The organism is Shewanella marinintestina, assembly GCF_023283845.1.
Classification (GTDB): Bacteria; Pseudomonadota; Gammaproteobacteria; order Enterobacterales; family Shewanellaceae; genus Shewanella; species Shewanella marinintestina.
In genome coordinates, this window is record NZ_JAKILC010000017.1 from 22297 (window position 1) to 37817 (window position 15521).

9 protein-coding genes are annotated in these 15521 nt (G+C 41.7%); 2 read left to right on the forward strand and 7 right to left on the reverse strand.

The genetic code is table 11. The features are described 5' to 3' along the window. Window positions 1-33 precede the first annotated feature (33 nt). The 5 genes from L2747_RS16605 to L2747_RS16625 form a co-directional block, all read right to left on the reverse strand. A complete protein-coding gene (locus L2747_RS16605) occupies window positions 34-1230 on the reverse strand; it encodes an HD-GYP domain-containing protein (protein WP_249000123.1) in 1197 nt (398 codons plus the stop codon). Window positions 1231-1785: 555 nt separating this feature from the next. Then, window positions 1786-2253 (reverse strand): DUF2919 domain-containing protein, encoded by a 468-nt coding sequence (locus L2747_RS16610; RefSeq protein WP_249000124.1) that lies wholly within the window; start codon window positions 2251-2253, stop codon window positions 1786-1788. A gap of 185 nt (window positions 2254-2438) precedes the next feature. Beyond that, complete coding sequence (ligA, locus tag L2747_RS16615; RefSeq protein WP_249000125.1) at window positions 2439-4445, reverse strand: NAD-dependent DNA ligase LigA; 2007 nt, start codon at window positions 4443-4445, stop codon at window positions 2439-2441. Window positions 4446-4549: 104 nt separating this feature from the next. Then, window positions 4550-5473, reverse strand: a complete 924-nt coding sequence (gene zipA, locus L2747_RS16620) for a cell division protein ZipA (RefSeq protein WP_249000126.1) — start codon at window positions 5471-5473, stop codon at window positions 4550-4552. Between the two features lie 23 nt (window positions 5474-5496). Then, window positions 5497-8919 carry a chromosome segregation protein SMC gene (locus tag L2747_RS16625; RefSeq protein WP_249000127.1) on the reverse strand — a complete coding sequence of 1141 codons (3423 nt, stop codon included), beginning with the start codon at window positions 8917-8919 and terminating at the stop codon, window positions 5497-5499. 265 nt (window positions 8920-9184) lie between these two features. Here L2747_RS16625 and cysZ point away from each other — a divergent pair, with 265 nt between their 5' ends. Further along, entirely contained in the window at window positions 9185-9958 is a 774-nt protein-coding gene (cysZ, locus tag L2747_RS16630) for a sulfate transporter CysZ (protein ID WP_249000128.1), read from the forward strand. Between the two features lie 346 nt (window positions 9959-10304). Beyond that, a complete protein-coding gene (locus L2747_RS16635; RefSeq protein WP_249000129.1) occupies window positions 10305-12638 on the forward strand; it encodes a carbohydrate binding family 9 domain-containing protein in 2334 nt (777 codons plus the stop codon). A gap of 101 nt (window positions 12639-12739) precedes the next feature. Here the strand turns inward: L2747_RS16635 and L2747_RS16640 are convergent, their stop codons facing one another. Together L2747_RS16640 and L2747_RS16645 are read right to left on the reverse strand one after the other, a co-directional pair. Further along, window positions 12740-13990, reverse strand: a complete 1251-nt coding sequence (locus L2747_RS16640) for a response regulator (RefSeq protein WP_249000130.1) — start codon at window positions 13988-13990, stop codon at window positions 12740-12742. A gap of 214 nt (window positions 13991-14204) precedes the next feature. Continuing rightward, a complete protein-coding gene (locus tag L2747_RS16645) occupies window positions 14205-15515 on the reverse strand; it encodes an RDD family protein (protein ID WP_249000131.1) in 1311 nt (436 codons plus the stop codon). Window positions 15516-15521: the final 6 nt, after the last annotated feature.

The window sequence follows — 15521 nt, forward strand, 5'->3', positions numbered from 1 at the left end:
CAGCCGAGCCTTAGCATCCTATATAGAGGTAGTTTATAACGTACTGAAGTAAAAACTAACTGGAGATTTTGCATCAAGTGCCTTGATAGCGGCAGCAGATAATTGCTCAACTTTTATTACACTCACGATTTCTACGCTTTCGTCCTGTAGAAACCTAAGTTCCGGCTCTAACCCGTCATCATTGCAGCTCAAAACAATAGGTTTCTTTACCGCAGAGGTTGTCACCATCACTTTAGCCACATCACCACTGGATAAGCTAACTAATGTTCCCGGCGGATAGATCCCAAGAACTTTAACCAAAGTAGCAATCATCGCGGGATCATGCTTATCGACACGATTCTTAAATAGGTAGCCTAATGCCACCTGTGGAGATCGCGCCTCACCGCCCCTCAATAAACGCTCAAAATCATTTGCTAAACTCACGACTTGGGTCTCTATAGTAATCTGTTTTCCCTTTAAGCCATGAGGGTATCCACTACCATCAATCCATTCATGATGATGTAATAAGATGTCTAAAACTTTTGCAGGAAACAAGCCTGCCTTATCAAGCATGTCATAACCGAATTTCGGATGCATATTCAAAAAATTAACTTCATGATCTGACAAGTGTGTTTTCTTACGCCGAATGATATCCGGCACTTTTTGCTTACCAATATCATGAAACAAAGCGCCCATAGCAATATCACGAAGCTGAGTATGTTCTAGTCCTAAAGCCTGGCCAATCATCATCGCGATAACTGCAACGGATAACCCATGCTGATTAACCGAAATATCTTGCCCTGCATTAACAAAAGACAAATATGGGGTTTCTGTTTCCTTAAGATGATCCATTAGCTCTTCCACTAATGTCGCTGCACTACGATATGCACCTTGGGGATCAGAACCTAACTTAGAGAAAGAGCTACGACAATCATTCGCCCCTTTAGTAAACCTTTGTTGACCAAGCCGAATCGACCTTCTAACTAAATTTTTAGTCTCCTTCGCCAGCTCTTCAACTGTAGGAGCAATAATAGTTTTTTCGACAATCGTTTGCTCAGGTAGCAACTCTTCACCGGAAATAAGGTATACAAAAGTCACATTGAGTGTCTTTATTAACTCAATGTGAGCATTTTTTTCTATTTCAATACGATTAAATAGAAACGGATGGTTCGTCCATGAAAGTGGCAATTTGACAACCATTCCCACTTTCAACGCTGACAAGGGAATTTTCACCTCGGCAGTTTTTGACATATAAGTTGCTCCAACGTCGGTCTATCGACCGATTTTTTACTTTGACTCACAAATTTGATTCGTCTACATGCACTAGGCTAACCTGCAACTTTGAAGTTCTTAAGGCTAGATAAAGTTGTCCATACAGCATAAAGCGCTAAATAACTAAGGTTCTATTAAAGGGGCTGAACTTAATAGCAGCGCTCGAATGCCAACTTTATGACAAATTAAGAAGAATTGACACATGGAAATAGGGATTTGTTAACTATTACAGGAAGATAAGCTTTGAACTAACAATTAGGAATAAATTATAGCCAAATTATTGCTAAACACCCAAGACTGAATATTGCATACAATATCCCACAGAGCTATACTCAAGCTGTTTCTTGGTATCGGTCGCCCCGAATGATGATATTTAAGAAGCAATACTGTCAATTGTCCTTTTACGCGTTTAACCCATAATCCAAGTTGGAACATAGGTTAGCAGTAGAGGTTTTAATGTAATTCTTTGGTAACGATATCCAGAGTGACTCTCTGGATAAAGGATCCTGTTGACGCTGCTTGCAGCGTCTTTTTTTATTCTTTTTCTTTCCAATCGTTAAAGTACAAAGTCAAATGCTTCGACTTATAAAGATACAAACTGCTCCAAAAAAGAAATAATGCATCTAAGCCCATACTCCAGCTATATACATAGTAAGAGTGCAATACACGCTGGACTAGCAGACCACCATCAAGTATTAGCAGCAGTACTAACAACCATTTCATGTAAGGGAAAATAGGCCTAACCCATGCAGGTTTACGCTTCCTCTCTGCGATTACCGTGGCGTAAATAACTAATGCTCCAGCGCCAGCTGCCAAGGCCATTAAAAAGTCACTTTTATGAGGATAGAATAAAGTCACCAAACCAGCTCTATCAGTGGCTTGGGTCAATGAGGCAATAAATACACACCAGCCTCGAGCGATAAACACGAGTAGCAGATACAGCATTAGAGGTGGCTTTACATGCCCTTTATCATCGAGCCAAGTGATATTGCTAAAATTCACACAGTTTCCCTACAAAAATGAGATTCAAGCTAATCAATTTAATTGAATAGCTTGAATACGGCTTGCAATAGATGTGGAGGCAATTAAATGATTTTCAAGGATGATTTGAAAAGGATAGTAAATAAAGGCAGTAAAAAGCTCCTAAGTGAAACAACAAGGGAGCTTTTCCAATTTTACAAAAATAATTAAGCTAAGATGGCAATTAACGCTTCTTCATCAATGACTTTAACCCCGAGCTCTTGCGCTTTAGCAAGCTTTGATCCTGCAGCAGCTCCAGCAACTAAACAGTCTGTATTTTTAGATACGCTGCCTGCTACTTTAGCGCCTAAAGCTTGTAGTTGAGCTTTAGCATCATTACGGTTTAACTGAGTCAATGTCCCAGTTAATACCCAAGTTTGGCCTTTTAGCGACAAGTCTTCTTCGGCGACGTCTTCAATCACTGGCCAATGAACGCCAGCTTCTATGAGCTTATCAATCACTTCAAGATTGTGCGCCTGAGCGAAAAAGTGCGCTAAATGCGCAGCGACAATCGTGCCAACATCATCTACTTTAATGAACGTTTCAGCGTCTGCTGACTTAAGTGCATCTAGGGTCTTAAAGTAAGCTGCAAGGTTAGCAGCCGTTGCCTCGCCAACTTCACGAATACCTAGCGCATATAAAAAACGTGCAAAGGTCGTTTGTTTTGCCACATCAATAGCTGCAACAAGTTTAGTTGCTGATTTCATGCCCATTCGCTCTAACATGGTCATAGCAGAAGCTGTCAATTTAAAGAGATCGGCAGGGCTTTCAACAAGCTCTTTATCAATAAGCTGTTCAACCACTTTATCGCCCATACCATCGATATCTAAAGCTTTACGTGAAGCAAAGTGTTTAATGGCTTCTTTACGTTGAGCTTCGCAAAATAGTCCACCTGTACAGCGCGCAACAGCTTCGCCTTCAACACGCTCTACTTCGCTATCACACACTGGACACTGTGCAGGAAAAACAATGTCTTTAGCATCTTCAGGGCGTTTCTCTGCGACAACAGCGACGATTTGTGGGATCACGTCGCCTGCACGGCGAATAATAATCGTATCGCCAATTTTCACTCCAAGACGAGCCACTTCGTCGGCATTGTGTAGCGTCGCATTAGATACGGTTACACCACCTACAAAAACAGGCTTTAAACGCGCAACGGGCGTAACGGCACCGGTACGACCCACTTGGAAGTCAACACCTTCAAGCAGCGTCATCTCTTCTTGCGCTGGAAACTTAAATGCCGTTGCCCAACGCGGCGCTTTAGCCACAAAACCTAGCGCAAGTTGATGGGCGATTTGGTTAACTTTAATTACCACACCGTCGATTTCAAATGCCAAATCACTACGGCGCTGTTGAATATCATTGTAATAAGCCATCACTTCTGTCACAGAATTGCACACTTTGACTTCTTGACTGACTGGAACGCCCCAAGAACGCAGTTGCTCTAACTGACCATAATGACTATCAGCAAGCGCCCAGCTATCGGGCTCTACAACACCTAATGCATACGCATAAAAACCTAAAGCGCGACTTGCAGTAATTTTACTGTCTAACTGACGCAAACTTCCCGCCGCAGCGTTACGTGGATTAACAAATAGCTTTTCACCTTTAGCTCTAGCGCGCTCATTTAACGCATCGAACGCTTTATGAGGCATAATCACCTCACCGCGCACCTCAACTAATTCAGGTAAGTTGTCACCGCGCAGTTTCAAAGGAATCGATTTAATTGTACGAACATTTTCGCTGATATCTTCACCCGTTTGACCATCTCCACGAGTTGCTGCACGCTCAAATACACCGTCACGGTATACAATACTGACCGCTAAGCCATCAAGCTTTGGTTCACAACAATAGCTTAAGTCTTTGCCGGTCCTATCAACAATGCGTTGATTAAATGCCGTGAACTCCACCTCATCAAAGACATTATCTAAGCTCAGCATAGGTTTTAAATGCTGAATTTGTTCAAACTTAGCAAGGGCCTGACCACCAACCCTTTGGGTTGGCGAGTCTGCAAGGCAAAGTTGAGGATGTTCGGTTTCAAGCGCTTTCAGTTTGTGCAATAAGCGATCGTACTCGGCATCGGGAATTGATGGGCTGTCATCAACATAATAACGATAGTTATGTTGATTAAGTTCAGCGGTAAGCTGAGCAATTTCGTTTTCAATAGCTTGCATCATAATGTCCAAATAATAACAAAGGCCGCTGCTGCGGCCTTTCAAATGTTTTACTTTGCAAAACCTAACTTAGGTTTTGAATATTAACTGAGATTAAGCAACGTCTAGCTGTTAACCTGGGCCCTGATCCGCTGAATATAATTCTGCTTGGTACTTTCTAACCATTCATCACGGCCACCATCAAGTACCACGCCGCCTAGGTCATCAGCTATCTGATGCGCAGAATTGAGCATGGTAGCAAAGTTCATCAATGCATCACCGTGACAAGGTAAAGTCATAAATAGCACCACACCTTGAGTGGTAAATTGCTCCATATTATCTGGATCAAAGACACCTGGTTTTACCATATTCGCCATCGAGAAAAGAACTTTTCCAGTACCAGCATTATCTTCATGGCGGTGGAAGATGTTCATCTCACCAAACTTAAAGTTAAGCGTTAACAAACAAGGTAATAATTCAGCACCGTTTAGCTCTTCGCCTTCATGAGCAACAACATGTAGCACTAATACATCAACAGGGTCGGCTAACTCTTCAACTTCTTCCGCTTTAACAGGAGCAGGGGCGGCGTCGGCAGTCACTTCTTGAGCCGCTGCTGTTTGCACGCTATGGCTTGTATTTGACGGTTCAACTCTTGGCTCTTCAGTGCCAAATAAAGATTCCTGTACTGGCGCTTCAGTTGCCAGAATAGCACTTTCAGTTGATAAAGATGGCTCAACTCTGGCTTTATTGATTTTAGCGGCAGGCGATGGGCTAAGTTCAAAAACCTCTTCTACTGACTCTTGCTCTTTGCTTGGTTCTGTATCCAACTTACTTGTGTCATCAGTCGGCTCGGTCTTAACCACCCTTACCTCACCGATACCATCATTATCAAAGCCATCAGCATCACGACGTTCGCGGCTTATATCCGCCATAGGGCTCTGTTTGTAGCCCTTAGGTTGTTGCTTCCGAATGGACCAAAAACCATGCACAAGTACGGCAATAATTGCTATTACACCTAATAAAAGCAATACCAGCTGAAAATTTTCCATTGGTTACCCTGTATTTCTTATGTTTATCCGGCGTCAGCTAATGCCACCGCTTCATCTATGTCAACAGCCACAATGCGCGAAACACCGGGCTCATGCATAGTCACACCGATAAGTTGATCTGCCAATTCCATGGTGATCTTGTTGTGACTAATATATATAAATTGCACGCTTTGGGACATCTCTTTTACCAAACGACAAAAACGTTCGACATTCGCGTCATCCAGAGGTGCATCAACTTCATCTAGCATACAAAAAGGTGCAGGATTTAGTCTAAAAATCGCAAAAACTAATGATAAAGCGGTTAACGCTTTTTCTCCACCAGAAAGTAAGTGAATTGTACTATTCTTCTTACCTGGCGGCCTCGCCATAATGGTTACTCCCGTTTCTAACAAGTCATCATCGGTTAAGGCTAAATAAGCACTACCACCGCCAAAGACCTTAGGAAAAAGTAAGCCTAAATCAGCGTTCACTTTGTCAAAAGTCTCTTTAAAGCGACTCTTGGTTTCTTTATCAATTTTGCGAATTGCTTCTTCTAAACTGTTTAGCGCCGCATTTAAGTCATCATCTTGACTGTCTAAATAAAGCTTACGCTGATTTTGTTGATCAAATTCTTCAATAGCCGCCAAGTTAATAGCGCCCAACTCAGCAACCTTTGTGCGCAATCGTTCAAGCTCTTTTTGGCGCCATAAGGTGCTCTTGTTATCATCTAACGTTGATAATATTTGTTCAACATCAACACTTTGTTCATTTAGCAACCGTTGTTGACTGTCAATTTGACCTTTTAAACCTTCACGACGTAACTTTAACGTGCTTGTAGATTGAGTCAAGTCTTCTAACTTCGCAAGCTGTTGTTTTTTATTCGTTCCTGCACTATCGCACAGTTCCTGAAGTTCAGCTTGCTGCTGTCTTAACACTGTTAAGGCATCTTGCTGGATTTGCTGTGCATGCAGTGCTTGCTCTAATTGCACTTGCAAGGGTTGAACGTCGCCTTCTTGGGTTTCATTGTCTTTCGCGTCTAATTGCAACAGCAGTTGAGTTTCACTTTGTTTAAGTTCAGTCAAACGCTGAAGATGTTGTTTAACTTGCTGTTCAACTAGCATTAATTGCGTATGTAATTGATGCTCACTAACTGACAATTGACTGACTTTGGCATCGAGTTGCTGGCGTTGTGGTTTAAGCAGTGCGACTTGCTCAAATGCTAACGTCTTTTGCTGCTGGCCTTGCGTTTTAGCTGTTAACGATTGCTCTAGTTCAGTATTTAACTGTTGTTGTAAACTATTACGTTCTACAATGCTTAACTGCAATTGTTGCAGTTCTTGCTTGGCTTCCACTAACTCTTGCTGACTTTTAACTAATCGAGTTGTGGTTTCATTAATTGATTGCTGCTGCGATCGCAATTGAGAACTAAAGCTTGCCAGCTCAATTTGCTGAGATTGAATAAACTGTACCTTGTGCTGAATTTGCACCATCAGCGGACTGAGGCTTTGCTTTAATTCTGCTAAGGACTCACTTAATTGCGACAATGCATGCTTGTCCTGCGCTACGCTCTCTTGCAGTGCAATTTGCTCACTCTTGAGCTCTACAATCGAACCGGTAGCCTGAGTTTTTTCGATAATAAAATCGATACCCACTAAGTAACCATCAGCGGTTGCAATCAACTGTTCAGCATTAAGTGCACTTCGCTGTAAAAGTGCTTCTTCAATGGTTGTTAACCAAGTTACATGATTCAACCAAGGGGCGAGATTTACCGGTGCTTTAATAACGCCATTATCCGTATTGCCGGCTAAAAAACCATGGACTGAAGGTTCTCTATCTGATCCATCAGTGGATAACACAGGTGTGTTTAATAGCCCTGAAAGCAATATATCAACCGCATTTTCCCAGCCAGGCGAAACCTCAAGCACCTGCCATAATTCATCTTGAACACTGGATTTTTCGCTCGGTAAAAGCTGCGTTACAACCGATAAGCGCCCTTGCTCATCAGCAAGTTTTACTTTTAGATTATCTTGCTCCAGCAGTAATGTTTGTTCTTGCTGCTGCTTAGCTTCTAATTGAAACTTAAGCTCGTCGTGGATCTCTTGCTCTTGCTCAATAACACCGCTTAATGCGCTAACTTGTTGCGTTAAATCTTGAGATTTTAACTGTTCAAGCTCTGTCGAAGTCACTTGAACTTGCTCACCTAATCTCGCCACTAACTTATGCTTGTTTGCGATATCTGATTCATTATGACTCAGTTGATTTCGATTCATCTCAAACTTTAAATTGGCCTGAGTATGGGCATCATTTAACTCACTTAACTGCTCATTAAGCTGCTCAAGTTGTTCATTGGCAAGCGCAAGCTCACTATCAGCCTTGGCAAGTTGTTCTCTCAATAAACTAGCATCTGGTTGCGCTTCAGCTTGCTGCGCTAATAACTGAGTTTGTTTAACTTGTTCTGCTGCCAATAACTCACGATATGAGGTTAATTGTGCCGCTAACTCTTGCAAACGCTGACTTAAGCTTTCATCTTGTTGTTGACGATGCTTAAGCGACTGCTCAAGCTTAGCAATGTGAGTTTTGGTTAGATAAAACGCTTCAACTTGCTGCGCTTCTTGGTTATCCAACTCATTAAGCTTTAATGTCTGCTCAGTCAAGCCAAGCTCTAATGTTTGTTGTTCTGCTTGAAGTTTGGCTTGCTGCAATTCAAGCTTTGCTAACTCTGCATCAATTTTTGCCGTTTGCAACGTCAATTCATGAAACCGCGATACAGAAAGCTCTGCATCACATTTACGCTCAGCTTGTTTAAGCTCTCGATATTGTCTAGCAGTCTCGGCTTGCTCTGCTAATTTATCGAGTTGTTTTGTCAGCTCTGAACGAATGTCGCCTAAACGCGCTAAGTTTTCGCGAGTGTGTCGAATCCTATTTTCGGTTTCACGGCGGCGCTCTTTATAGCGTGAAATACCTGCTGCTTCTTCAATAAAAACTCTCAATTCTTGTGGCTTAGATTCAATCAGACGAGAAATTGTGCCCTGCTCAATAATCGCGTAACTTCGCGGTCCGAGTCCCGTCCCCATAAAGAGATCTGTAATGTCTTTACGGCGGCATTTTTGATTATTAAGAAAATAGCTCGAGTCGCCATCACGGCTGACCTGGCGTTTAACAGCAATCTCTTGATAGCTTGAATATTGCCCTGCTAAGCGACCATCTTGGTTATCAAATAACAATTCAACGCTGGCAACTGAAACCGGGCGCCTTGCCGTTGAACCATTAAAGATGACATCCGCCATCGAATCGCCACGTAAATGTTTGGCTGAGCTTTCGCCTAATACCCATCGCACAGCGTCAATGACATTCGATTTACCACAGCCGTTTGGCCCAATAATCGCTGTCAGTGCACTCAGTAATGGTATTTTTGTTGGATCGACAAATGACTTGAATCCGGCAAGTTTAATCTGTTTGAGTCTCATGGCGCCGTTTAGTCATTTCCTCGCTAGGAGTTAGCGATTTAGGTTGAGGGCTTATAGATAGAGCTAGCGATTGGCGATTAACATATTAAGCAACACAAGCCCTAGCATTACAACGCAACTATCGCGTTTTTACAGGGCTAACTTTACCAAAGCTGACTGCATTTTGTAACGTTTTTTATTGATGATTAAGCGCTTTTAACTTGTGATTAAATAGCGACTGACTCACAATCGTACTAATGCGCATTCTTAACAACGTAATATTTCTATGAATAAAACCAATCAAGTACAAAAAAAAAGCGGTGTTAATTATTTTCTCGACGGCTTTGGTTTAATCAAGCAACCCGGTCTCAGAAGATTTGTTTTTATTCCGTTATCGATCAACTTGCTGCTATTTGGCGGTCTTATCTATTTCGCCATAGGTCAATTAGAAAGTGTCTTTGCCTGGCTTTCAGGGCAATTACCTGAGTATTTAAGCTGGCTGAACTTTATATTGTGGCCTCTCGCAGTGCTGACGCTTTTGGTGGTAATGTCATTTATTTTTAGTTCGGTGATGAACTGGCTAGCGGCGCCGTTTAACGGCTTACTAGCTGAAAAAGTTGAGCAACAACTCACTGGTAAACCGCTCAACACTGGTGGCGGTATAGACTTAATCAAAGACTTACCACGAATTTTAGGCCGAGAATGGATAAAGCTTAAATACTACCTACCCCGCGCTATTGTTTTTCTACTACTATTTTTAGTGCCTTTTGTTGGCCAAACCATTGCGCCGGTTTTATGGTTCTTATTCAGTGCTTGGATGATGGCAATTCAATATTGTGACTACCCATTTGATAACCACAAAGTGCCGTTTGCTGATATGAAGTTTGCATTAAACCAAACAAAGGGCAGCAGCTTTAGCTTTGGGGCAGCAGTAACACTCTTTTCAATGATCCCAATTGTTAACTTTGTGGTCATGCCAGTTGCTATTTGTGGCGCCACAGCAATGTGGGTCGATAAATATCGCGACGCTTATAAAAACGACGCTATCGCACCAGAGTAGACCTTGTCCCCTATCTTACAAATAAGAACCATGCTTCGGCATGGTTTTTATTTAAAGATTATCCATTTATAGCAGTCAGTATAAGGAGTTGATCTACTCAAAATTTTTTTTGGCAAACTAATTCAAGGCGAATAACTGAAAGAATGGTTGCTCCCTTGTGAAGTTGCCTTGTCTCATAGCCGCTAAACTCTCGCTGAACGACCAAACCTTTAGACTGATTGGTATTAATTGCTATTAGGACGAGAACTCTAGACAAGTTTTGTAACAATATCTGAAGCGTACCATCTCTTATCAGCAACTCATTTCTGGCACAATCCACGCAACACTATAACAACAAGAATAACAAATGATTAAAGTTAGCTTTTTATCTTTAGCCTTTCTTTGTAGCGCCTACTCTTCTCACGCTTTAGCTGGCGAAACCTCACAATTTAGTATTCAAATACCAACCATCGAGGGAAATATCGAAATCGATGGCGATTTTAGTGAGCCTCAATGGCAACAAGCTGCAACGGCATCTTTAGCCTTTGAGACCAGTCCAGGCGAAAATATCGCGGCTCCAGTACAAACCCAAGTCAAGATCTTCGCTACTCAATCGAGTTTATTTTTGAGCTACAGCGCAAACGATCCTAACCCCGAATACATACGAGCAAATTTAAGCGATAGAGATAGCGTTTGGGGCGACGACTTAGTCGGCATTAAACTCGACACATTTAACGATGCAAGACTTGCATATCAGTTCTTTGTCAACGCTTATGGCGTACAGATGGACTCGATTGAAAATGAACTAACTGGTAGTGAAAGTGATGCTTGGGATGGTATTTGGTACAGCGCCGCCAAACGCACTGACTCCGGATATCAAGTTGAAATAGAATTGCCACTTCGCTTGCTAAATTTTGACCCAAAAGATCTGCAAACATGGGGCATTGAGTTTATTCGTTTTTATCCTCGAAACGAGGAGCATAGATTATCTAGTCATCAAATTGATCGTGATAATAACTGTACATTATGTCAGTTAGGTGTCGCCACTGGTCTTGCTAATATCGAACAAGGCAACGACTTACAAATCACCCCGTCATTAGTGCTAAACCGCAATGCTAAACGGCCTCACGAAGAAAACAGCGAATGGGACAAAGACAATAATATAGAGCCGAGTTTAGATGTTCGCTGGGGTATTACCCCTAGTACTTTACTTAGTGCCACCTTAAACCCAGATTTCTCTCAAGTAGAAGCTGATGCGGGGCAACTGGATATCAACAGTACCTTTGCGCTTTTTTATCCCGAAAAACGCGCTTTCTTTCTAGATAACAAGGACTATTTTGATACTCAGTTAAACCTACTACATACTCGAAATATTGGATCTCCTGACTATGGCTTAAAGTTGACTAGCAAGCTTGGAGACCACACATTTGCCACCTTAATGACTGACGATACGAATACTAACTTCTTAGTTCCAGGCAACTTAAGTTCTGATGTGGCAAATATTGACCAAAAAAGTCATAACTTTGCAGGTCGCTACCGCTATGATTTTGGTAGACCACTTTCAATTGGCGCATTAGTTACGGCTAAAAAAAGTGACGATTACCATAACTATGTCAGCAGCTTAGACGCTAAATACCAACCAACTGACCATGATACTTTTATTGCCCAATATGTAGTCTCAGACACCTTATACCCAAGCGAGCTTTACAAGGAATTTTGTAATAGCGACGATTGTTTACCAAAATCAGATTGTGATTTAAATGATTGCGGCATTAATGAACGCGTACTAAGAACCCAAAAAAATGGCAGTTTTAGCGATGATATGTATTTACTTAAATATCAACGTGAAACTCGTAGCTGGAACGCTTTTGCACAATACACTTCTGTGGGCAATGATTTCAGAGCCGATCTCGGCTTTATTGAAAAAGTCGACTTTAAAAAGTTTGTCGCCGGGGGGGGGTATACTTGGTACCCACAATCTGGTTTTTTCAATAAAGTAAGGCTCAGTGGTGACTGGGATATTAGCCATAACCAAGCGGGCGAGAAATTAGAGCAAGAAGCTGAAGCTAATATCCAGCTAGATGGTCAATGGCAAAGCTACGCCACTTTTGGTGTGGTAAATCGCGATCGTGTTGGTCGTCGCCATAATGGTGCGTCACTCGACATTGATGGCAACACGCAAATGTTTACCGAAACCATGGGCTGGTTCTATGGCAATATCAAACCAACACGTTCGCTCTTTTTAGAAGTCGACATTAACTATGGTGATGACATTGACTTTGCCAATGATCAACTGGGAACACGAGTAAAATTTAACCCAGGAATTAATTGGAAAGTGACTGACTCTATTGAGATGGACCTGTCGCATGTGTATCGTACTTTAGATGTCGATGAGGGGCGTTTATTTACCGCAAACTTAAGTGATCTACGGTTAAGCTGGTATATCGATATTCATAATTTTATCAGAGTTTCTAGCGTCTATACTGATATTGAAAGAGATCCAAGCCTCTACCAATACAGTACACCAAATGCGCAGTATCAACAGTTAGGAAATGAAGTGTTATACGGCTATAAATTAAATCCTCAGAGCGTATTTTATCTAGGATACTCTGACGGACTTAAGGCCGATGACGCTATCGACTCGTTAATGAAAACCGAAGAAACTTATTTTATGAAGGTCAGCTATGCTTGGTTGCTTTAATCTCCTTGTAAGTTAATCAACTAAACCCACCAGAGCATTGCCAATGTATTACCCATTAAAAAAGCAGCCAATAGGCTGCTTTTTTAATGGGTTACCTGCGACTACGAGACTTGCGCAATACACACCACGTTACGCCCATTGGCTTTAGCCTCGTACAAGCCAATGTCTGCACGATTAAGTAATTCATCGACATTCTCATCGAAATTAAACTCGCTTACACCAGTACTCACAGTAATGTTCAACGGTCCTTTGGACGTGGCAATAGGCGTGACTTCCAGTTGCATTCTAAACCTATCCAACAGTGCGTAGGATTTTTCAACATTGAGTCCTTTAAACCCAACAACAAACTCCTCTCCACCGATCCGAGCGACGGTGAAATGTTGCCCAAAAGATTGCTGTAAACGATTGGAAAACTCAATCAGTACTTCATCGCCAACATCATGGCCATAGGTGTCATTCACTTTCTTGAAAAAATCAATATCAAGCAGAGCTAGAGATAATGCGCCCTTTTTCTGCGAAAATACATTAAGTTTTTCTTCATATAGATTAAAGAAATAGCGGCGATTAAATACATTAGTTAGGTAGTCAAGGTTGGCCTGCTCCCATAACCTCGTTACCATATCAAGTGCATCTAATGTGGTTAATACTCGACAGTGAAACTCTTCATGTACAAAGGGCTTTTGTAAAAAGTCATTGGCGCCATTCTTAATAAAGCGTGCAGACAAACTTTCATCGCTATCGCTAGATAGACCAATAATGGCAAGTTCTTCACGGCTAAGTTGCTCACGCACTTTAATAATAAGTCCAAAGCCATCTAACCTTGGCATATTGTAATCAGTAATAAGCAGTTTAATGTCTGGATTATCACTTAAGGTTTCTAATGCCGAGATCCCATCATCAGCCTCAATGACTTGAAACAAGTGCTGTTCCAATAAGCTACGAATAAACTTGCGGCTCACCATTGAGTCATCTGCGACGAGTACTTTTACACTTTGATTGCGGCGTAAACGCTTAACTAGCTTAGCGGTATATTCATAGCTAAATCGATTCTCTTTAAACACGTAATCGACAATGCCTAGCTGCAGTAAACGTGCACGCTGCTCAGCATCCCAACTCCCTGTAAGCACAATACAAGGGATCTGCTTGGCCAGCACAAATTTAACGATTTCGCCCTCTTGAGCGTCAGGTAGATTTAAATCGGTAATCGCAACAAAATATTCATGCTGATCCAGTAACTCTTTTGCGCTGAGCATATCTGGTGCAACATCCACTTCGCAATTTAACTCTTGGATGAGTAAGTGACGCATCACCCGCGACACGACTTGGCTATCTTCGACCACTAAAATTCGCAAGCTGCTCTCCTCTTTCCGAACGCTCTCTCAAACTTTTTAACCCTGCTTTATTCTTGTTATAGATTCAGTTGCTGTAGGGGTATTTAAACCCATTGGTAGCTGATTTTCGGTTAAAAACTCTTATTGAAACGGAAAATATTATCCATCGTATATTTATATATACGTTTATATTCACCAGCTTACCCCGTGTTGATAAAAAACGGTATCACTAATGTCAAATATCTGCAGCGTTATTAAGTTGCAAATTAACATTTTCTTCGGACGACTGTTGATGCTCCACCGCCGCTTGATGCTTTGTTTTACGAATATCGATCACCACAGTGGCTGATATTTTATCTTGTATAGCTTGTCTATTGGCATCCCAATAGATCTGTAAGAAACCTAATAGCCCCGTTGTAAACCCTGCCGCATATCCACCATAGCGTCCAAATGCAGCCCATAATGAAATTTTCACACCATCAAGTTGAATGACTCGGATCCCCAGTAATTTCTTACCGAGTGTTTGCCCGTCAAACCACGCGGTAAATACCGTAAAGTAAAACGCTGCCCAACCAAAACCCAACCCAAGATCATTTAGTAGCCCTTGTATCCAAGCTAACGGACTCGCACTGCTAGCTTGATCGTCTACATCACTATCATTTTGAGAATCCGCATTATTTACGTCAGTAAATTTTGGTTCTAGTTCGGCGTTTTGTTGTTCCAGTTGTGCTAACTGTTTTTCAGCTTTTGTTAACTCAATAATCTGCGCCGCAAGTGACCGCTCTGTAGTGCCGGTATTTGTTCCTTTTGTTGATGTCGATGCATTATCACTATCATTCAACTTAGGTTCCGTTAGTGGTAACTCTGGCGCTTTTGCTTCTATGTCATTAGTATACTTTTGCAATAATTGCTGCTTTTCGAGTGTTGTTAAAGCTAGATCGTTCACGACATTAGTAACGATGCTTTGTTGCTCTATTTGACTAAAACTTGATTCGGTTAACGCTTGATCCAGATCATCGATACGACTTTGAGCACATGACATATCTCTGCATTGAGTTGCTGAAATAATTGCTGGCATATAGGCTACAATGTCTATCACACTGTTAAAGTTATTCTCAACTTCATCCCCCACACGAGTATCAATACTCTGGTTGTTACCACTATTGGTAATAAGCGGGAATTGGTCGCTATCTTGATCTTGTAATTGATAACCAGCATCTTGAACTTGTTCATCGATATTATTGTAATAACCGATTACAGCAGACACTAAACCAAGCAACATGACGATATACAGAGCCCATTTAAATACTCGGCCAACTTGTTTGCTTTGTTTTTGGATAAACAATGTCGCTAAAACCAAAAACACAAACATCCAGCCGGCGTTTTCAGCTAATACAGCAACTAGCAAGCCATCAATAATCATTGCTAAGCCGCGCTTTAATGGGCTAGCGAGTGGCATGTAGAGAATATTGGGGGCAACATCAAAAGCAAATGGAGTTACCCACGTCTTTGGGTCGTCATGTTTACAAATTGCTTGCTGACTCATGATTTA

Coding starts and splice junctions, on each gene's coding strand:
- L2747_RS16605 (WP_249000123.1), bottom strand. CDS start 1,230: ATGTCAAAAACTGCCGAGGTGAAAATTCCCTTGTCAGCGTTGAAAGTG.
- ligA (WP_249000125.1), bottom strand. CDS start 4,445: ATGCAAGCTATTGAAAACGAAATTGCTCAGCTTACCGCTGAACTTAAT.
- zipA (WP_249000126.1), bottom strand. CDS start 5,473: ATGGAAAATTTTCAGCTGGTATTGCTTTTATTAGGTGTAATAGCAATT.
- L2747_RS16625 (WP_249000127.1), bottom strand. CDS start 8,919: ATGAGACTCAAACAGATTAAACTTGCCGGATTCAAGTCATTTGTCGAT.
- cysZ (WP_249000128.1), top strand. CDS start 9,185: ATGAATAAAACCAATCAAGTACAAAAAAAAAGCGGTGTTAATTATTTT.
- L2747_RS16635 (WP_249000129.1), top strand. CDS start 10,305: ATGATTAAAGTTAGCTTTTTATCTTTAGCCTTTCTTTGTAGCGCCTAC.
- L2747_RS16645 (WP_249000131.1), bottom strand. CDS start 15,515: ATGAGTCAGCAAGCAATTTGTAAACATGACGACCCAAAGACGTGGGTA.